Source organism: Spiroplasma sp. SV19 (genome assembly GCF_030060925.1).
Classification (GTDB): domain Bacteria; phylum Bacillota_I; class Bacilli_A; order Mycoplasmatales; family Mycoplasmataceae; genus Spiroplasma.
In genome coordinates this window covers 747,145-768,226 of record NZ_CP045455.1, presented here as the reverse complement: position 1 = coordinate 768,226, position 21,082 = coordinate 747,145, and the positions used below count along the sequence as shown (strand labels likewise).

Sequence of the window (21,082 nt, the reverse complement as noted above, 5' to 3'; positions counted from 1 at the left end):
GAACATTATTTTTTATGATAGAATAAATATGATTGTTTATAATTGTGTAGAATAGAGGAGATAGTTACATGGCAGTTAGCGATCGTAGTATTGTAAGAAAACATGGAAAAATAGCGGATAAAATTATCGCATTAGATGGAGCAATGCAAGCATTATCTGATGAAGCATTAAAAGCAAAAACAACGGAATTTAAAGAAAAATTGGCACAAGGTGTAACATTAGATAATATTTTAGTTGAAGCGTTTGCAGTGGCACGAGAAGCAGCCCGTCGTATTTTGGGTTTACATGCCTATCGTGTGCAATTAATTGGGGGAATTGTTTTACATGAGGGTGATGTTGCTGAAATGAAAACCGGAGAAGGAAAAACATTAACTGCTTTAATGCCAACATATTTAAATGGTTTAACTGGGAAAGGAGTGCATGTTGTTACTGTTAATGAATATTTATCAAAACGGGATTCAGAGATTAATGGACAAGTGTTTTCATTTTTAGGTTTAACAGTAGGATTAAATACGCGTAGTGGTAATAAAGATGAAAAAAGAGCAGCATATAGTTGTGATATTACTTACACAACTAACGCTGAATTGGGATTTGATTATTTACGTGATAATATGGTCAAAAGTTTTAGTGATAAAGTACAGCGCGGATTAAACTATGCTATTATTGATGAAGCTGACTCAATTTTAATTGATGAATCAAGAACGCCTTTAATTATTTCGGGGGGTCGACAAAATCGGATTCCACAGTATCAAGCAGCTGATCATTTTGCAAAATCATTGTCACGAGAAAATGATCTTGAAATTGATTTAGAAACAAAACAAGTTTATTTAACCCCAGAGGGAATTTCAAAAGCAGAAAAGATTTTTTCAATTAATTCTTTATTTGATATTAAAAATACAGAATTATATCATTTAATTTTAAATGCTTTAAAAGCTAATTTTGTTTTTAAAAACGGTGTTGAATATGTTGTTCAAAATAATGAAATTATTTTAATTGACCAGTTTACTGGGCGATTAATGCCAGGACGTGCATATAGTGATGGTTTACAACAATCATTACAAGCAAAAGAGCATGTGGAAATTGAACAAGAAACAGTAACAATGGCAACTATTACTTATCAAAACTTTTTCCGTTTATACAATAAATTAAGTGGAATGACCGGAACGGCAAAAACAGAAGAAGAAGAATTTGTTAAAATTTATAATATGCGAGTAATCCAAATCCCAACTAATCGTCCATTAATTCGTCGCGATGAAGCGGATTATATGTTTGCTAATCGTGATGCAAAAATGCAAGCAATGATGAAAGAAATTTTAACTTTACATGAAAAAGGACAACCAATTTTAATTGGAACAACTTCGGTTGAATCATCAGAAATTGTGTCGCATTATTTACGCAATGCTAATTTAAAATTTGAAATGTTAAATGCTAAAAACCATGAACGTGAAGCGGATATTATTGCTCAAGCTGGTGAAAAAGGGGCAATTACCCTAGCTACAAATATGGCCGGACGGGGAACTGACATTAAATTAGGAACAGGAGTAACTGAACTTGGTGGATTGGCTGTGTTTGGGGTTGAACGAAATGAAGCTCGTCGGATTGATAATCAGTTGCGTGGACGGTCAGGACGACAAGGAGATCCCGGGTTTTCACGTTTTTATGTCGCAATGGATGATGAGTTAATGATGCGTTTTGGTGGTGATCGTTTACGCCGAATTTTTGCAAGACTGGGATCAGACTTTATTCATTCAAGAATGTTAACAAGGGCAATTTCAAATGCGCAGAAAAAAGTTGAAGGGATGAACTTTGACCAACGAAAACATATTTTAGATTATGATAATGTTCTGGCACAACATCGTGAGGCGATGTATGCTCGTCGTGATCAAATTCTAACAGCTAATGATTTAAAACCAATTATTAAAAAGATGCAATATTCAGCAGCCTATGATTTAACAAAAATGTTTGGAAATCAATCTCATGGGGAATGATTTATTCATTATGATGAGTTAATAAAAGGGGTTAATGATAAAGTTGTTGCAAATAATGCGTTAGATAAAACAACAATGGAAAAAATGACCCGTGAAGAAGTCGCAAAATATCTGGCAGAGAAAATGAATGCCTTTTATCAAGCACGGACAGAAGATGTTCCTCCTGATGTGATGAATCAAATTGAACGAAATGCTATCATTTCTTCGTTTGATGAATATTGAACAAAACACATTGATCAAGCAAGTAAATTACGAAGCGGGATTTATTTACGTAGTTATGCTCAAACTAATCCATTGCATGCTTATGTTGAAGAAGCAGCAAAATTATTTGAACATATGCAATTATCAATTGCCCATGAAGTTGTTATTAAATTAGCAAATGTTGTAATCCGAAAAGTTGAGGACGGGGGAATTGAACCATTACAAGATTCAGAACAAGAAGTTCGTGAATTTAAACAAAAAGGTTAATTGTCGAAACCACTATGCCAAGCTAGTGGTTTTTTCTGTACTATTAAATTAGAATTAAAAGAGGGATGAAAATGAGTTTTGCGTTAGAAGTTAAAGAAGAAATTGTTAAAAAAGAATTTGACCCAATTTGTCAGAAAGCTTTTTTATGTGGTTTTGTTAAATATAATATGACATTAAATATTAGTAACCATTATTTTAATTTTGAAGTTAGTTCAATTAGTAATGCCATTATTCGCACAATTTATGCATTCTTTAAAAATTTATATCAAGTTGAGATTGACATTATTATTATGCAAACAACAAAATTAAAGAAAAATAAAACGTTTATTTTGCGAATTAAAGAACGGGCAGCTGAAATTTTAAAAGACTTAGCAATTTTTGATGCTGATACCAATCAAAAGATTATTAGCATTCCAGGTGATTGAAATGAACGTCAACAGCGTGCTTATATTGCTGGAATTTTTGTTGCGTGTGGAAGTGTCAATTCGCCCGAAACAAGTAATTATCACTTAGAAGTACAGTTTATTGATGAAGTTGCAGCACAGACGTTTCGCAAATTATTACACAAATTTCATTTTCCGTTTAAAATAATTACACGCCACGATAAATATGTTTGTTATCTTAAGAAATCAATTTTAGTTTCTGATTTTCTAAAGTTAATTGATGCGATTAATAGTGTCTTAGCATTTGAAAATACCCGAATTTCGCGTGATATGGTCAACAGTATTAACCGATTAAATAACATTGAAATTTCAAATCAGCAGAAAGCTATGAAAGCAGGCGAAGAACAAGTAATTATGATTAACTATTTGATAGAACATAATTTGTTTGACGAATTAAATGATAATACAAGGAAAGTTGCTTTATTACGAATTACTTATCCTGATGCATCATTGCAGGATCTTTCTGTTTTATTGGAAAGTGACCATAATTTAGAAATTTCAAAATCAGGAGTTAACCATCTTTTCCGTGAAATTAAGAAAAAATATTATGAAAACCAAAAGTAAAATATGCTATAATTTACTTATATTTTTTTATAAGAAATACTTATTGAGGGTTATTTATTAATAAAATGGAGGAAAAAATTATGGGAAAAACGAAGAAACATGTTAAGTTATTTGAATTCTTAACTGTTTTTTCAACGGCTGTTGGAATTACAATCGGAATTGGAATTTATTTAAAAAATGATACTTCTGAGGGCCATGTTTTATATTTTACTCAAAATCCATATCTAGCAATTGCATTATGAATTTTAGTTGGAATTTTAGGAATTGCAATGATTATGGTTTTTATTGAGATTGCTTCCATTAATACAAAGAGTGGAAATGGAACGTTAGCATCTTGGGCCAATGTTTTAATTGGTCGTAAAGTTGGCAGTTTATTTTCAATCTTTTATATTTTTTTCTACTTTCCAATCTTATTAGGAATTTTTCCAATTTTTAGTATTAACGCAATGTTTGATGCGTTAGAAATAACGAGTATTACAAAAGCAACTCAGAACGCAATTGCCATTAGTGTGGGTAGTGTTCTTTTAATAATGTTTTACTTATTAAATATTTTTTTACGAAATGTTGGTAAATGAATACAAACAATTGGGACCTTTGTTAAATTTATTCCATTATTAGTAAGTTTAGTTATTGGTTTTATTGTTCCAATGAATGGAAATGTGTTTGATAGTTTTAAAGAATTAAAATTTGGAAATTTCTTTATGGGTATTTTACCGGTATTATTTTCATTTGATGGTTTTATTTATGCAGCAGGATTACAAAAAGAAGTTTCTAACAAAAATGTCGTGCCAAAAGCATTATTTGTTGCAATGGTTTTTATTACAATTTTTTATTTAATTCAAGTTGTTTCATTATTTTTAGGAACAAACGATGGAAGTGTTTTTACTTTATTTAAGAATATTATTGGTGGTCCAATTGCGCGTGTTTTAACTTGGTTTATTGTTATTACCGCTTTGATGAGTATTAATGGTTTAACATTTGTTTCACCAGCATTGGGACAAACTGTTCAAGATGAACGTCTTATTTATATTGGTAAAAGAGAACTAAGTTATCAACAAATTGGTTTAATTCAAATGGCAATTACAGTTAGTTTTAACTTAATTATTATGGGAACTAGTTTAGGAGTTAAGAACGATCCACTTTATTTATTAGATATATCTTCAAATGCAGTTAGTTTTGTTGCATTTATTTGTTATATTAGTTTAATTGTTGCAATATGAGTAAATCGTTATACAAAACGTGTTGAAGTAACCACAGTAAAAGGAATGTATTACTATGCGGGGTTTGCGATTTTCTTTTTACTAGTTTCGATTGGATATATTATTTATAGTTTTGTTGCATTTAATAGTAATCATAATACATTGTATAGTTTAGTGGGTATTATTGGGGGAAGTTTAATTTTATGAGGAATTAATGAATTATTATTAAATAAAACAATGCCACCCGTTCCGTACCAAATAAAAACCCCAGTGATTAATAAAATTAATCAATAGGGTTATAAGTTAAGATTTTATCAAGTTCATCAGTCTGGTGAACTTTTTTTCAGCCACCTAGTAAAATATAAACTTTAAAATTATGTTTTTTTAGTAAGCGATATAAGTCAAGATGCGAATGACCAGCACTTGAGACAAAAAGAATTTTTTTATCCTTCACAATTTTTTTTGAATAAATTAAACGAAATAAATGGTGAGGAATATTAATGCTATTAGTAATATGACTTTCAATTCATTCTTCTTTTGGTCGTACATCAATAATTAACCATTTTTCCGAATTATTAATTTTGGGTAATTTTCTAATTGATTTTGTATTATATTTCGTCTGAAATGCTGAAAAAAACATCTTTTCACCTCTTTATGATATATTATAGCATTAAGAAAGTTATTATTTTATTAAGAAATCTGTAAAATTTAAGTATATAATTAAAATGTTATATAGAAACGAGGGAATAGAATGCGAAAACCAATTATTATTGGAAATTGAAAAATGCATAAAACAACTAGTGAAACAATTAAGTTTTTAAACCAAGTTGATGCTGCTTGTGCTAATTTATCATTAGAAGCGGGAGTGGCAGTACCATATGTTAACTTAGCTGTTGCAAAGCAACATGCTAATAATTTAATTATTACAGCGCAAAATTGTCATTATGAAGATTTTGGAGCCTTTACGGGTGAAATTTCAGTTGATATGTTAGAAGATCTAAAAATAACCCATGTTATTATTGGCCACTCTGAACGTCGGGAAATGTTTAATGAAACTGATGAAACTGTTAATTTAAAAGCAAAAAAATTATTAGCAAAAGGTATGGTACCAATTATTTGTTGTGGTGAAACATTACAACAATATGAAAACAATGAGACACAACAAATTGTTGAAAAGCAAATTACAAAAGCTTTTCAGGGAATTGATTTGGAAGCTGCAAAAACAGTTGTTATTGCCTATGAACCAATTTGAGCAATTGGAACTGGAAAAACAGCAACAGCTGAAATTGCTCAGAAAGTTTGTGCAATAATTCGCGCTAAAATTGCCGATCTTTATGATGATGTAGTAGCAAATGTAATTCGAATTCAATATGGTGGTAGTGTTAAACCAGATAATATTAAGGAATTATTAGCACAACCCGATATTGATGGTGCTTTAGTTGGGGGAGCTAGTTTAGAACCCCAGACTTTCTTGGGATTAGTAAAATAATTAAATCTTCTGAACTAAAATAAAAAAGTTATATTTTTAAAATATAACTTTTATTTTGAAAAAAATTAATTAGATCTTAACATATTTTTAGCTATAATTAAATTTACTAAAATTATAGAATTTTAAAAATAGGAATAAGTTTGAGAAATTAGTTAATTTCTCATCTTTATTATATTGTTTTTTTTTTTTTTTTGTATAATAGTAAAAATATTGTTTTTTTGAAAGGTAATTTGGTAAAAGATGGTAAATTATGTTAAAAAATTATGTCTAATATTTTTTAAGATTTTTATTGGCTTCTTTATTGCCTATTTATTTTTTTTAGCTATTTTATATAATACTTATCCAATTCATAAATTAACACTTGTGCTTTTAATTTTAGATTCGGTTTATTTAGTTAGTATTACTACGATTCTAATTAATTGTTGTGTTCTTTTAAATAATTTTTATATGAATAAGAAGTACCAATATTATTTGCAATTATCAGAATTAAAAGTTATTTTTGTTAAAAATATTATTTTGTAGCACTATGACTTGTTAATTTTATTTATTTTACTTATAATATTATCATTAACTATCAATCTTATTGTTCATTAAACCATTTACCATCTGTTTATCAAGAAATTTATTTTAAATTAATAATTTTATATTGTGTTGTTTATTTATTAGCTAGTCTTGCTGCAATTCTTAACTTAATTTTCTTAAAATTATGGTTTTCATATTATGGGAAAATTAATTGTATGTTAACTATTAATAATAATTTTATTTTAACTATGTTATTAGAAAAGTATAAGATATTAAAGTTTTTAATATTTATCTTCTTTTAATGTTGTTCTTATTAATTAGTGAAAGAAAACAATTTATTGAACATGATATCTCTTATAATTTTCAGAAAACAGAATTGTTAAATGAGTTTAAAAAGGGAAAATTCCCACCTCTTGGTTGTTAGTATATTTTTTATTAACAAATTTAAGGAGGAAAAAGAAATGAAAAAATTACTGACTATTTTAGGCAGTGTTACTTTAATTGGGAATACTAGTTTATTGCCAATTAGTTGTACAAATAAAACTAGTATGAAAGAAAAGATTGATGATAATGTTCCTCGGGAACTTACAACAATTAAAACAATTCCGACAATTGGTGGGATAAAAACAGCTTTAAAAGTTTATGATAAAAATATTAATATTGACAAATTTGATGTTGATATTTTACCAGGAATGCAAAATGCTATTATTCGTTATTTGCCAAATGAAAATAATTTAGATTATTTAACAAAAGAAATTCATTTAGAGTGAACAACTAATGATTTAACAAAGATTTTATCAGTGACTTCTTTGGCCTATAGTTCAATAGATATGCCAGTATATGATGAAAATTTAGTTTTAAACTGTATTAATTTATTAAATGGAACTGCTCTTACGGTTGATGATGTTGATGTCTCAGTAAACACCAGTGAACATTCTGCAATAATTCGTGCTAAACAGGGAAGAAACTTTCTTGGCGAAGTTAATATTATAAATGAAAATTTAACATTTGATCAGTTGGTTAAAGAAAATGAATTAGGGACAATTACAATTAATGAAGAAGTTTATAAGGACTATACGGGGGATAAGAAACCGCTTAAGCCTTTGACATTAGGAGCAACAGTTATGGAGTATCTTGGTGATCGTAATCGGGCTTTTACAGTTTATCAAAACGCTTTTAGTTCAATTTTATTGTCAGCAAAACTTGAATATGAATTATTTGAAAATGAAGGAACATTTTCTTTAACTTATAACAAAAATAACATTATTAGTCCTTCTTCATTTAAAGTTCATTTTAATTTTATTGTTAATACGAATAAATATTATTTAAATGCAAATAATGAAAAAATAGACCCAGTTGGTATTTTAGATCCAACCCCAACAATAAAACTAAAAATCAATTGAATGCTTTTACCAAACGATAATTTTAATCTTATTAGAAGAAAAGTAATTATTGCAACTTTAGGACAAGAATTTATTAATAAATATAATGATATTTTAGATGATGAAATTAATGTTATTAATGTGGATTACAATAAAGGAGTTATAACTTTAGCGCCCAAAGCTGGATCACGATTGTTTGAGATTAGTGATCAAAAAGCAAAAATTATGACAAAAAAAGTATATTATGAAGTATTAGCTCAATTTGATATTTCTGCTAATAACGAAAGTGGTTTCTAATTAATGAGAAAATTAATAGTATTTTTATAAAAGATCATTTTATTTGTCACAAGATATTTGTGGGAATAAAACAATTGTATGTTAAAAAACTTAGTAAAATTAATATTTGTTTTAATTAAAAAATGGGAAAGATTATTATTAATCTTTCCCATTTTAAATTATTTTTTTATTTTATTTCAACAAAATTATTATTTTTAATAATATATGTTTTGGGGCCATTTAATGGTTGATATTCATTTTTATTAAAAATTTGGACACGATTGCCTTCAGCAGGGATAATTGAAATTTGATAATTTTCATCATATTTAATCCCATCGGTCAAATTATATTTTTTAATAATTTCACTGAAATTTTGATTACCAGTAATAATCATATTTTTGATTAATTTACCAGTACTATTTTTAATTTTAATAGTATAGTACATTTCGTTTCTAAAATAGTAATGAATTTCATCAGTATTACCATAAAATCGAATTAATTTATCTTGTGCATTTAAACCCATTGCTCCTTTATAATCATCACTTATTCCTTGGAATCTAATGGTGTTATTTAATTTGCTTAAATTAAACAAATATATTTGTATATTTGGAATTTTATTTTTTTCGGCAACTTGCACTTCAACAGGAACTGAAAGATGACTTAGATTTTTAGTTAATGTACTTAATGCTAAATTGTAATTAGCAGACACGGTTATTTTTTCTTTAGAAGTTAAATTAGGTAATGTAAAAATTTTTTTAATTGCACTCATTGTTTTAAATTCATCCCCAAAATTTATTGTTATATTTTTTGCAGTAAATTCTTTAGTAGATGTTACTTTTTTAATTGGTACAATTTTTTGAACAATTGGGCGTTCTTTAGTTGATTCATCAATAATATTATTTCAAATTGGTTTTGTTAAACGTTGGTATTGATTAATAATATTTTTAGTTTCTGTAGTTGGACGCAAGCCTCATTGTTCAAAGAAAGGGATTAAATTATAGCCAGTTATTTCCGAAGTATGAATAATAAATTGCTGAATTTTAAATTGCTTATTATTAAATTCACTTTTTTCAGTATTAAGCATTGCTCGATAAGTTTGATTTAATTGCGGGAAAAAGTTTGCTCCAAATGCCATGTGTAGTTGTCAAAACATTGCTAGTCTAACTCATAAAGGTTCTTGCTTAATGATGCTGAAATCTCGTTTTTCACTTGGGGTTTGGAAAAATAATTTAATTTCTTTAACATAGTTAAAAATTCGTAGTGGAATATTAAAATGTTCTTGAACATATAGTGCACTAATGTTATTTGTAACTTCCCCCAAATCATCACCTCAATTATATTGCGAACTTTGATAGGTATGACCAGTTTCATGTCAGAATGCTCATTGATCACTAATTTTGTCTAAAAACAAATTTTCCCCAGCTGAGGTACTATTTTGAAACATTATTCGGTCATTACTAGCATTGGCATAACCATCACTGTCATCTTCGTTAGCGATATGAATATATTGAGGATATTTTTTATTAATGCCATCATTATTTTCATTTAAGCCAAGAATTTCATTAGTATATTTTCAGGTTTTGTCTCATCCAGCTAAAATAGCATTGAAATGTTGTTTTAAATGAGGAAGAACTTTTTTAATAATCATTTCTGTTTGCATTGTTCCAATAAAATGATTGGAAACAAATTCAACAAAAGGCGAATTTGTATTTAAAACATCATTAATAAAATCAGTTTGATTCGATTGATTGATTTTGAAAGTTGGCATTTTAATGACAGCATTAGGTTTTTCTGCTCTTACGCTAGTTACTTGTAAATCAGTTTGATTATTATCAGCAAGATAAAGCACCCCAGCAGTATTTAAATAAAAAGTAATAAAGTTGCTTTTTGTTGGAATTACAAAATGACTAAAAACATTATTTTTATTTTGGTTAATATTTTTATATTGTCCTCATTGACCAATTGATAGTTTGATATTTCCTAATTCATCGTCAGTTAAATTACGATTGAATATAACTGTATAAGTATTTTTTGATTGTAAATAATAACCTGTTGGTTTAAATTCCGAATGTGTAAGATTTCGATTTTCGCGGTCAGCAATGGCTATACTATTTAAAAATTGATAGTTTTCTTTTAACAATTGACTTCTATTAATATTGGGTTTTGCATAAATTTTGTATGCAAGAACTCCATTTGTACTAGTAATTGTTAATCCGGCGGCCCCTAAAATACTCAATAACTTTTTCATGTTATTTGCCTCCTTAGTATTTTAAGTTTTTTAATTTTTGATAATTATTTTAAAATTTACAATACCGGGGGGTTCATACTCTCTTTTAAATAAGGTGATACATTGTGTATGTAAAGCATTAATTAATAATGCTTTTATCATATATGAGGTTTTCAGGTTAAACATAATAGGTAGCATTATTAGTATTCTCCTTTATTATCATTGTTTTTTTCATTTTATAACTTTTTTAAACAAATGTAAAGGTATGCTGAACTTAACACCTGTAAAATTACTGAGTGTAGATTATCATAATAAGTGCAAGTTTATATAAAGTAAAAAAATTCATATGTTATACTTTTTACCTCTAAATAGAAAGTAGTAACAATATGAATTATAAACATTTTATCATAGAAGAACGAGTATTATTTGAAAGTTACAAAATTCAAGGATTAAAAAATCAGGAATGTGCCATATCCAGCCTTAGGATACCCTCTTGTTTTTTTTTTTTTTTTTAAAATACAATTAAAGTATAAATCTTTTTTTTACAAAAGGGGGATCAAAAAATGAAAAAATTGCTAACAGTTTTAACAAGTGTTAGTTTATTGGCACCAACGGTTAATACAATTATTAGTTGCAATAGCAAACCAAAGCATGTTCCTGATGATGATGCTGGACAAGGGGTAAACGATGTTGACATTATTAATAAAATTATGACCAAGGTATCAGAACGGTTTAAAGCATGATGAGATAAAAAAGCAACAATTGATATTAACATTTATCCTGATCAAATTACAAAATTTCAAGAATTAGTTACTCGTTTGAAAACAAATGATGGTGAAGTTTTAACTGGCAATGCAATTAATCAATATCGTTTTCTTGACCAATTAGTGACGGGATTTAAAGCAGAGTTTGACAATTTGAATCGTGAAATTGCCAATGAATATTCTAATTTTTATTTGGGAACTGTACCATTATCTGTAGAGCCAGATGATATTGCGTTTATGTTAAGTCATATTAATTTTGATAATTTGGCAAAATTAATGACTGTTAATGACAAGAGTATTATGGGAATTACAATTAATTTTAAGATTTCATATCAAATTAAATTTAAAGATTTTGAACAGCGTAATAGTACTGAAGGTTTCGTTGTCATTTGTAATGATGTTGAAGCTTTAAGCGGCATTCAAAAAAACCTTGAAAACTATTTTATTACTTTTATTGATGAGCTTTTTAAGAAGGAAAACTATCAAGTGATTGATAAAGTAAATCGCAGCTATAATAATATTGATTCATCAAATACTATTTGACCAGTTATTGTAAAAGAATTAACAGAAAGAGGGATTTTATTTAAGGGACGTTGCGCTTGAAGTTCTTTTTATAGTACTATGACTCTTACACACAATTTAGTTAAAGCCCATTCGGTCTTAAGATGAGCTGGTGAAGGTTACGATCCTGAAAAATTAACATCAGAAAAATTTCTGCAATTTTATAAAAATCAATATTTTAATGCAACAACTTTATCAGATTATTATGTGAAAGGAAATATTGCTTCTTTTGTTCCAAGTAGTTTGACAATTGAAAATTTACCATTTAACAATAAGAATACATATAAAAGTTTAAAAACACCAATTAAAGTATTAATTGCAAAAGAATATACTGATCAGGATTTAATTCAATTTGCTGAAATAACAATGAAGTTATGACAATATTATCAAATTGAAACATATAATGATAAGCTTGTTTTTAAAGTAAACCAAGATGATTTTGATAATTTAATTAAAACAACTGCTTCTTTTTCAGAAGATAAAAGTATTAGTGCTAATTTATCACCAGTTTTTAGAAAAGTGTTTAATATATTTGAAGGTACCTTAAGTTCAAGGACAAATTGAAATACAAACATTTATATTCTTACTTATAGTGATCTAAAACAAAAAGTTAATTTAGTAAAAGATCAAAAATCATTTGTTTTTCATTTGCTTCGAAAACAGGATCCAAGTGGCTCTTATGTACCAATGTATATTAACTTTAGTTACAATAGTTTTGCTTATAGTTTTTTCTTTAAACCAAGTGATAAGGAAACAAATACTGATAAGAGCGATGAATTTTTACAGACAATTGAATTTAAAGTTGTTTAATTTTTTAATATTAAATTATTTTTATATATGTAATACACCATATACATTTTAGACCAGTTAGTCTTTTAAATCTTTTAACACCTGCCCAAGCTGTGTTAAAAGATTTATGCTCTTATGGCGCCGAATGTTGTTATAATAATTAAGAAAGATCTTAATCAGTTTTTTGATATCATTGATATCTTTCGGATATCGGGGTAGATATTCAAAAAACTTATTTCAGTTACGATGAAATCTTTCAATCTTCCCATTACTTTGGGGAGAACGAATTGGAGTTGTCTGATGAGCAACTTCTTTTTCATTTAGGGCTTTTATAAATTCGCTTTTATGATATTTATATTCGGGTTTGTAACTGTAAACATATTCAGGACCATTATCTGTTCTAATTCGTTTAATTTCTATACTATTTTGTTTAAAATCTTGTTGAGCTTTATAAATATACTACTGGCTGTTAATTGTGACTTATTTTCAGAGACATATGCTAGACCAAAACGAGATTTTTCATCAATAAAATCATAAATATATAAATCTCTAATTTTATATAAAACTTTTATTTTATTTCTATTTTAAAATAAGGTATAATTATATATTGGAATAAGGGATTGAGGTTAAAATGAGTTTAATTAATATTGACAATTTAAGTCATGCTAACGGTGGAAAGGTTTTATATAAGAACGCAACAGTTCGAATCAATAAGGGTGAACATTTAGCATTAATTGGAGCTAATGGAACCGGGAAGACTACGCTATTAAGGATAATTTATGGGAAAATTACTCCTGAACAAGGTATGATTGAATTACATCCAAAAGTTAAAATTGGTTATTTAGATCAACATCAAGAGTTAGATGGTAGTTTAACAGTTGATCAGTTTTTAAAATTAACATATCAACATTTATTTGATATTGAACAAAAAATTCATGATATTTATGAAAAAATGAGTGTTAATTATAATGAAGATGAATTAGTGAAGGCCTTAAAACTGCAAGAACATTTAGACCAAAATGGGTTTGAAACAATTGATAAAGAAATTCGAAGTTTAGTTGATGGATTAGGGATTGACCCAACAAAGTTAAATACTAAGTTATTAGAATTATCGGGAGGACAACGGGGCAAAGTTATTTTAGCAAAGTTGTTATTATCAGAAAATGATTTTTTATTGTTAGATGAACCAACTAACTTTTTAGATTTAGAACAAGTTGAATGGTTAGCAAAGTTTTTACAAAATTATGATAAAGCATTTTTGGTAGTTTCTCATGATGTTGATTTTATTAATAAAGTTGCAAAGGTTATTTATGCAATTGAGAATTTAACAATTAATCGTTATGTTGGAAATTATCAGCAGTACTTAGCATTAAGTGAATTAAAAAACGAACAGTATGATAAAGCCCAAAAAGGCCAAGAGCGATTAATTAAAAAATTAGAAACTTATGTTGCAAAAAATAAGGCACGTGCTTCAACGGCGAAAAGTGCACAGTCACGCCAAAAACAAATTGAGAAAATGGATGTTATTGAAAAACGTCATGAATTAACGAAACCAAAGTTTAGTTTTAAATATAAGCGACCAGCAAGTACAACAATTGTTAGTGCCGAAAAATTAGAGATTGGTTATCAGTTTCCATTAATTCAACCTTTAACATTTGATATTCGTGATGGAGAAAAATGTATTGTGCGAGGATATAACGGAATTGGAAAAACAACTTTTTTAAATACTTTGGCAGGAAGTCTTCCAAAGTTAGGGGGAACTTTAAAACTTGGTAATGGTGTTGTTATTGCTTATTTTCATCAAATTGAAGCGATGATAGATATGACGCCAATTGAGTATTTAAAAAATTTATATCCTGATCTTGAAGAAGGACGAATTCGTAGTATTTTAGCAAATTTTGGAGTTAAAAGTACTTTAATGCAAAACCAAATGACAAAGTTATCTGGAGGAGAACAAACGAAAGTTCGGTTATCAGCGTTGTCATTAGAACCATGTAGTTTACTAATTTTAGATGAACCAACAAATCATATTGATGTTTTAGCTAAAGAAGCATTACTAGAAGCAATTCAAGCATTTGAAGGAACTGTTTTAATTACAACCCATGATATTAATTTTAGTGTTAATTGAGCAGACAAAGTACTTGATTTTGAGAAAATGATATAGGAGCTAATTATGCAAAAACATTATTTTTATGTCTTAGTTTGTGCCGATAAAACATTATATGCTGGGTATACGGTTGATTTAGTTCGTCGTGAGCAAGAACATAACCTTGGAAACGGTGCAAAGTATACGGCGTTATTAAAGCGCAGACCAGTTAAAATAATTTATAGTGAAGAATATGACACGCGCTCAGCAGCAATGCAACGTGAAGCAACTTTTAAGCAGTTATCACGGGTTGATAAAATTAATTTTTTGCAAAAGCAAAAGATTGATTTATCATTTGTAATGGGAACAGATGTGGTAAAATCATAATAGAAACATAAAGTGGAGGTAGGATGGATAACAATATTCAAGTTTTAGTTGATGAGTTAACACAGTTGTATCAGCGTTATCAGGCACAAGCATTACAAAGTGACATTATGCTTTGCTTAGATATTTTAAAATACTATGATTTTAGTGAGCAAAATAATCAGGTTTTTATTGGCTATGTTTTACGAGTGTTCTATATTCTGAAAGCAAAACTTGAGCAAAATATTGATTTAACAACTGACTTATCAAATTTAATTGCAAAAGGATATACAACAGGTAATAATCGGAATGTTTTTCACCGGAAAAATGGGAAAAATGGTCAGGAATTTAAAAATGAAGTTGAGTTTTATGTTAAACGAAATTATTTTGATGATGAATATGATCGATTACAACGAATGCTTTTAAAAAATGGGACAAAATTAGTTGGACCAGCAAATGCTTCTTTAGCTGGTTTCAATTATGAGAAGGTTCTAACAAATTCAATTCAATTATTGGATAATCAAGAATTGGTATTACGGTTACAAAAGATTGTAATTCGTGTCTTAAAACCATTTGAAAATGAAAAGAGTCAATTTTTGGAAAAACAAACAATGATTGATGAAGATCTGGCCAAAATTATTACTAAGCGAGAAAATTATTTGGAACAATATAACAAATTATTTAAACAAGAAAATAATTAATTTATATAGTACAATATATGTAGACACAAAAAAGGGAGGAAAATATGAAACCAGAATTAAAAGAATTATTATTAGAAATTAAAACGAAAATTAATGATGATAAAATTTTTCGAGATTTTGTTGGTGAAATTTTAAATGAAGCTAATTACAATAACTATTATGAGCAATCAGTTGCTGATGAAGAAATTGCCGAACAATTAGTTGAAATTTATTTTATTGAAAATTATAGCAGTGATGAAGAAGTTTCAGAACTAAAAGAGAAAATCATGAAAATTTTATTCTTCTTAGAAGGACAAGAAGAATTAGTTAAAGAATACGCCTATTTTATTGAAAATAAAGTAAGCCAAATTGTTACAGAACTTAACTAATTTTATTAATCTGACAGTAAATGTTAGATTTTTTTTGAATTACATTTGCATTTGTTTTAAAAAATAATATCATTTTACTATGTTATTTTTATAAAATAATAATTAAGAAGGTGAAAAAATGGGAAAAGATTGAATTGTTGTTAAAGGAGCACGTGAAAATAATTTAAAGAATATAGATGTTCAGATTCCAAAAGATAAATTAGTTGTTTTTACTGGTTTATCAGGGAGTGGAAAATCATCATTAGCTTTTAATACTATTTATGCGGAAGGTCGTCGTCGTTATATTGAAAGTTTGTCAAGTTATGCTCGTCAATTTTTAGGTGGTAATGAAAAACCAGATGTTGATGCAATTGATGGGTTGTCACCAGCAATTTCAATTGATCAAAAGACAACTAGTCATAATCCACGAAGTACAGTTGGAACAGTAACTGAAATTTATGATTATTTACGATTATTATATGCACGGGTTGGAACTCCTTATTGTATTAATGGGCATGGTGTTATTAAGTCAGTGACAATTAAAGAAATTATTAACAATTTAAAACAGCTTTTAAGTGAAGGAGAAAAATTTATGATTTTATCACCAGTTGTGCGTGATAAAAAAGGTAGTTTTAAAGATTTATTTGCACGGTTAAAACAAGAAAGTTTTATTCGGGTAAAAGTTAATAGCGAAATTAAAACATTGGATGAAGAAATTGAATTAGATAAAAACAAACGACAAAACATTGACATTATTATTGACCGGTTAGTGTACAAGAATTCAGAAGAGTTATTAAGTCGAATTCATGATGCGATTGAAGTTGCTCTAAAGTATGGGAATGCTTTAGTAAAGATTGATTTTGTTGATCAACAAAAAGAAACACTATTTTCAACAAATTATTCATGTAATATTTGTGGGTTTGTGATTCCAGAATTAGAACCACGATTATTTTCTTTTAATTCACCAGCTGGAGCTTGTAATGAATGTAAGGGATTAGGTGTAAAATTAGAAGTTGATGAGGATTTATTAATTCCAAATCGCGAACTATCAATATTGCAAGGAGCAATTGTTTATTTAAAAAATATTGTTAATACAACAAATATTGAATGACAAAAATTTAAAGTTCTTGCCGAACACTATCATATTATTTTAGAACAACCAGTTAGTGATTTAACAAAAGAGCAATTGGGATATTTAATTCACGGTAGTGATGAACCAATTGAATATAATTTTAAAACAGCAAGCGGAAATATTATGCGTGGATATGATTATATTGAAGGAGTTGGACAATTAATTGAGCGACGTTATACCGAAACTTCTAGTGAAACTGCTCGTGAATATTATAAGCAGTTTATGACAGATAAAAAATGTGGAACTTGTCAGGGGAAACGGTTAAATGAAATTCCGTTATCAGTAAAAATTAATAATATTAGTATTTCTGATTTTACTGACTTGTCAGTTGAAGATGAACTAAAAGAAATTTTAAATTTAGTTTTAACTGAGTCACAACAAGAAATTGCGCGATTAGTAATTAACGAATTAGTTAATCGCCTTGATTTTTTAAATCGAGTTGGTTTGAGTTATTTAACATTGTCACGTAATGCTTCAACTTTATCAGGGGGAGAAGCACAACGGATTAGATTAGCAACGCAAATTGGAAGTCAGTTAACCGGAGTCCTATATGTTTTAGATGAACCATCAATTGGATTACACCAACGTGATAATGACAAATTAATTGAAACATTAAAAAGTCTACGAGACTTAGGAAATACTTTAATTGTTGTTGAACATGATGAAGATACGATTCGTGCAAGTGATTATGTTGTTGACATTGGACCGCGGGCAGGAATTAATGGTGGTGAAGTTGTTGCAACTGGAAGTGTTGATGATATTAAGCAAAGTCGAAATTCAATTACCGGAAAATATTTAACTGGTGAATTAGCAATTGCGGTGCCAAGCAAACGTCGTGGTGGGAATAGTTTAACATTAGAAATTAAAGGAGCACGTGAAAATAATTTAAAAAATATCAATGTAATAATTCCCTTAAATAAATTTGTTTGTTTAACAGGAGTTTCTGGTAGTGGGAAGTCAACTTTAATGAATGAGATTTTATGAAAAGGAATTAAGAAGAATCTTGGTTTAGCAACTGATCGCCCTGGAGCGCATGACAAAATTGTTGGGATTGATAATATTGATAAAGTTATTAATATTTCACAAGACCCAATTGGAAAAACGCCGCGAAGTAATCCAGCGACATATACCTCAGTCTTTGATGACATTCGTGATTTATTTGCAAATACAAACGAAGCAAAGGCCCGTGGTTATTTAAAAGGACGATTTTCGTTTAATGTTCCGGGAGGACGCTGTGAGAATTGTCAAGGGGATGGAATTATTAAAATTTCAATGCATTTTTTACCAACGGTTTATGTGCCTTGTGAAGTTTGCGAAGGGAAAAGATATAATGATGAAACATTATTAGTTAAGTTTAAAGATAAAAATATTTATGATGTTTTAGAAATGACAGTTGACCAGGCTTGTGAATTTTTTGCAAAACAACCAAAGATTAGTCAGAAGTTAGGAACAATGCAAGAAGTTGGTTTAGGTTATATCAAACTAGGACAATCAGCAACTGAATTATCAGGGGGAGAAGCACAACGAGTTAAGCTATCAACTTTTTTACTAAAACGAACAACAGGTAAAACATTATTTTTATTAGATGAACCAACAACAGGGCTACATGTTGATGATGTTAAGCGGCTATTATTAGTTTTAAATAAAATTGTGGACAATGGTGATACAGTTGTTACAATTGAACATAACTTAGATGTGATCAAAGTAGCAGATTATATTATTGACTTAGGACCAGAAGGTGGTATTGGTGGTGGCACTGTTATTGCAACAGGAACCCCAGAACAAATTGCAGTAAAAAGTGATATTAGTTATACGGCACAATATCTAAAACCATTATTGAATCAGGAAAAATAATTAATGGTTGTTAAAAAACAACTTTTTAAAGCTGCTTTGTTTAAGAAAGAATATAATTTAGCAAAACTATTAGCAGAAAAATATCATAATGCACAAGATAAAATTCAAGTTGTTAATGTTGTTGGAACTAATGGGAAGGGTTCTGTTTCTAATTATTTGCAACGACAATTAATGTTAAATTATAAAAAAGTTGGCCTTTTTACTTCGCCAGCATTTTTAAAACACAATGAACGAATTAAAATTAATAATGACATTATTAGTGATAATGATTTAAAACGAATTATTAAGAGTATTAAAGAAGAAATTAAAACTTATCAACTAACCTTTTTTGAGATTTGAGTTTTAATTTGTATTAAATATTTTTTAGAACAGCAAATTGAAGTTGCTGTAATTGAAGCTGGGATTGGTGGACGATTAGATGCAACTAATGTTTTTAATAATCAATTAGCGGTGTTATTAACTTCAATTGATTATGATCATACTGAAGTTTTAGGGACTGGTTTAGAAAGTATTATTCAAAATAAAGTTGGGATTGTTAAAAATGATTGTAAACTTTTTATTAGTGCAAATTGTCAAAAATATTTTTCTGTTATTACAAAATATCTTAATTCGGATAGAATTATTACAAGCGAAGTTTATCCGCAAGCAATTAATTATTATCAAGAATTTAATGTTGGACTAGTAATTAAGTTTTTGACATTTTTTAAGTTTAAAATTAATTATGCACTTTTTAAAGTAAATCCGGTTTTGGGTCGTTTTACTCAATTGAGTAAAAACCCGTATTTTATTATTGATGGTGCACATAATCCCGAAGGAATTCGTGCTTGCATTCATACATTTGAAATGCTAAATAATTTAAACCATGATGAAGTATTAGTACTATATGCATCAGCACAAAAGAAAGATTATTTGCAAAATTTAATGTTGTTAAAAGAACATTTTGGGACAAATTTGTATATTACTGCTTTTAAACACCCAATGTCGTGAGATATTACGAACATTAATTTTCATAATAAAGTAAAAAATTGAAAAAAATTATTATTGCAAAACAAGACAAAAAATATTTTAGTTTGTGGGTCGTTGTATTTTATTCCGTTAGTATATCAGTTTTATTTAGAGAGGATGTAAAATATGTTGTATTTATTAACAAATATTGGCGCTTGGTTGGGAATTGGGTTCTTCCTTGGACTGGGTGTTTTATTAGATTATAAGAATTTAAAAAAAATTAATATTCTGACAATTACCGTAACAAGTTTATTAATTGCATTATCAGTTATTTTAACAAATTTAATTGGGTATACAATTCCAATTACGGGAGGAATTGCATTAGCATTAGGTAACTTTTTAATTTTTGTTGTTGGAATGTTATTTGGACCTTTTTTTGGTGTTTTAAGTGGCATTGCAACTGATACTTTAGGATCGTTAGTTAATATTCAAGGAACCTACCATGGTGGTTTTGCTTTTAATCTTGCTTTTTATGGTTTAATGGGTAGCATTGTTTTTCTTTTTAAAAGTGAGAAATTTTGAGTTGTAAAAACAATTATGTTATACATCATTGCTTTTGTGTTAATTTCGTTTGGGTTTAATGTCTTATGGTTATATTCAATTGGTTGAAATTCAGTTGTGTTAGGCGTAACATTTATTGCAAAAGCAATTAAGTTTCCAATCCAAATGGCAATTTATTTACCAATGACAATTTCTAGTTTTACCATTTTATATAAATTAATTACAACACGGCACAGTATTACTTTATGGTGTGCTCAAAACAAAACATTATCATTCGTGCCAATTAAATTTAAAAAACGTAGTTCTCCGAATCATTAAAAATTGTTTATATGTGTAAAACTTTCAAAAATCTAATAAAAATAAGTATTTTTATTCAAAATACTTGTGGATAACTAAAAAGATATTATAATTTTGGTAATTT

16 protein-coding genes are annotated in these 21,082 nt (G+C 28.2%); 13 read left to right on the top strand and 3 right to left on the bottom strand.

All coding sequences use genetic code 4. The annotated features are described in order from the left end of the window. The first annotated feature begins 68 nt into the window (after positions 1-68). The 3 genes from secA (at position 69) to E7Y35_RS03700 (ending at position 4,956) form a co-directional block, all read left to right on the top strand. Positions 69-2,456: a preprotein translocase subunit SecA gene (secA, locus tag E7Y35_RS03710; RefSeq protein ID WP_283271643.1), complete on the top strand. Its 2,388-nt coding sequence runs from the start codon at positions 69-71 to the stop codon at positions 2,454-2,456. A 71-nt stretch (positions 2,457-2,527) separates the two neighbouring features. Next, positions 2,528-3,463, top strand: a complete 936-nt coding sequence (gene whiA / locus E7Y35_RS03705; RefSeq protein ID WP_283271642.1) for a DNA-binding protein WhiA — start codon at positions 2,528-2,530, stop codon at positions 3,461-3,463. A gap of 80 nt (positions 3,464-3,543) precedes the next feature. Continuing rightward, positions 3,544-4,956, top strand: coding sequence for an APC family permease (locus E7Y35_RS03700; RefSeq protein WP_283271641.1), 1,413 nt, complete (start codon positions 3,544-3,546; stop codon positions 4,954-4,956). On the opposite strand, the gene E7Y35_RS03695 is transcribed toward E7Y35_RS03700, so the two are convergent. Next, positions 4,946-5,302 carry a rhodanese-like domain-containing protein gene (locus E7Y35_RS03695; protein ID WP_283271640.1) on the bottom strand — a complete coding sequence of 119 codons (357 nt, stop codon included), beginning with the start codon at positions 5,300-5,302 and terminating at the stop codon, positions 4,946-4,948. The two genes, E7Y35_RS03700 and E7Y35_RS03695, sit on opposite strands and share 11 nt — an antisense overlap. Before the next feature lie 111 nt (positions 5,303-5,413). On the opposite strand from E7Y35_RS03695, the gene tpiA reads away from it, so the two are divergent. Next, positions 5,414-6,151 (top strand): triose-phosphate isomerase, encoded by a 738-nt coding sequence (gene tpiA / locus E7Y35_RS03690; RefSeq protein ID WP_283271639.1) that lies wholly within the window; start codon positions 5,414-5,416, stop codon positions 6,149-6,151. Between the two features lie 983 nt (positions 6,152-7,134). After that, positions 7,135-8,352: a lipoprotein gene (locus tag E7Y35_RS03685; protein WP_283271638.1), complete on the top strand. Its 1,218-nt coding sequence runs from the start codon at positions 7,135-7,137 to the stop codon at positions 8,350-8,352. A gap of 166 nt (positions 8,353-8,518) precedes the next feature. Here E7Y35_RS03685 and E7Y35_RS03680 read toward each other — a convergent pair whose 3' ends face one another. Next, entirely contained in the window at positions 8,519-10,579 is a 2,061-nt protein-coding gene (locus tag E7Y35_RS03680) for a M60 family metallopeptidase (protein WP_283271637.1), read from the bottom strand. Positions 10,580-11,121: 542 nt separating this feature from the next. On the opposite strand from E7Y35_RS03680, the gene E7Y35_RS03675 reads away from it, so the two are divergent. Continuing rightward, entirely contained in the window at positions 11,122-12,693 is a 1,572-nt protein-coding gene (locus E7Y35_RS03675; protein ID WP_283271636.1) for a lipoprotein, read from the top strand. Positions 12,694-12,750: 57 nt separating this feature from the next. On the opposite strand, the gene E7Y35_RS07135 is transcribed toward E7Y35_RS03675, so the two are convergent. Continuing rightward, positions 12,751-12,933: a hypothetical protein gene (locus tag E7Y35_RS07135; protein ID WP_502957519.1), complete on the bottom strand. Its 183-nt coding sequence runs from the start codon at positions 12,931-12,933 to the stop codon at positions 12,751-12,753. A 370-nt stretch (positions 12,934-13,303) separates the two neighbouring features. Here E7Y35_RS07135 and E7Y35_RS03670 point away from each other — a divergent pair, with 370 nt between their 5' ends. From E7Y35_RS03670 to E7Y35_RS03640, 7 genes are all read left to right on the top strand, one after another. Then, positions 13,304-14,836, top strand: a complete 1,533-nt coding sequence (locus E7Y35_RS03670; RefSeq protein ID WP_283271635.1) for an ABC-F family ATP-binding cassette domain-containing protein — start codon at positions 13,304-13,306, stop codon at positions 14,834-14,836. A 9-nt stretch (positions 14,837-14,845) separates the two neighbouring features. Further along, positions 14,846-15,145, top strand: a complete 300-nt coding sequence (locus E7Y35_RS03665; protein WP_283271634.1) for a GIY-YIG nuclease family protein — start codon at positions 14,846-14,848, stop codon at positions 15,143-15,145. Positions 15,146-15,168: 23 nt separating this feature from the next. Then, positions 15,169-15,822, top strand: coding sequence for a hypothetical protein (locus E7Y35_RS03660; RefSeq protein WP_283271633.1), 654 nt, complete (start codon positions 15,169-15,171; stop codon positions 15,820-15,822). Positions 15,823-15,866: 44 nt separating this feature from the next. Further along, complete coding sequence (locus tag E7Y35_RS03655) at positions 15,867-16,190, top strand: hypothetical protein (RefSeq protein WP_283271632.1); 324 nt, start codon at positions 15,867-15,869, stop codon at positions 16,188-16,190. A gap of 118 nt (positions 16,191-16,308) precedes the next feature. After that, on the top strand, positions 16,309-19,155 hold the full coding sequence (gene uvrA, locus E7Y35_RS03650) for an excinuclease ABC subunit UvrA (protein ID WP_283271631.1): 2,847 nt from the start codon (positions 16,309-16,311) through the stop codon (positions 19,153-19,155). Between the two features lie 3 nt (positions 19,156-19,158). Further along, a complete protein-coding gene (locus E7Y35_RS03645; RefSeq protein WP_283271630.1) occupies positions 19,159-20,283 on the top strand; it encodes a bifunctional folylpolyglutamate synthase/dihydrofolate synthase in 1,125 nt (374 codons plus the stop codon). Positions 20,284-20,286: 3 nt separating this feature from the next. Next, complete coding sequence (locus E7Y35_RS03640; RefSeq protein WP_283271629.1) at positions 20,287-20,979, top strand: folate family ECF transporter S component; 693 nt, start codon at positions 20,287-20,289, stop codon at positions 20,977-20,979. The last annotated feature ends 103 nt before the right edge of the window (positions 20,980-21,082 follow it).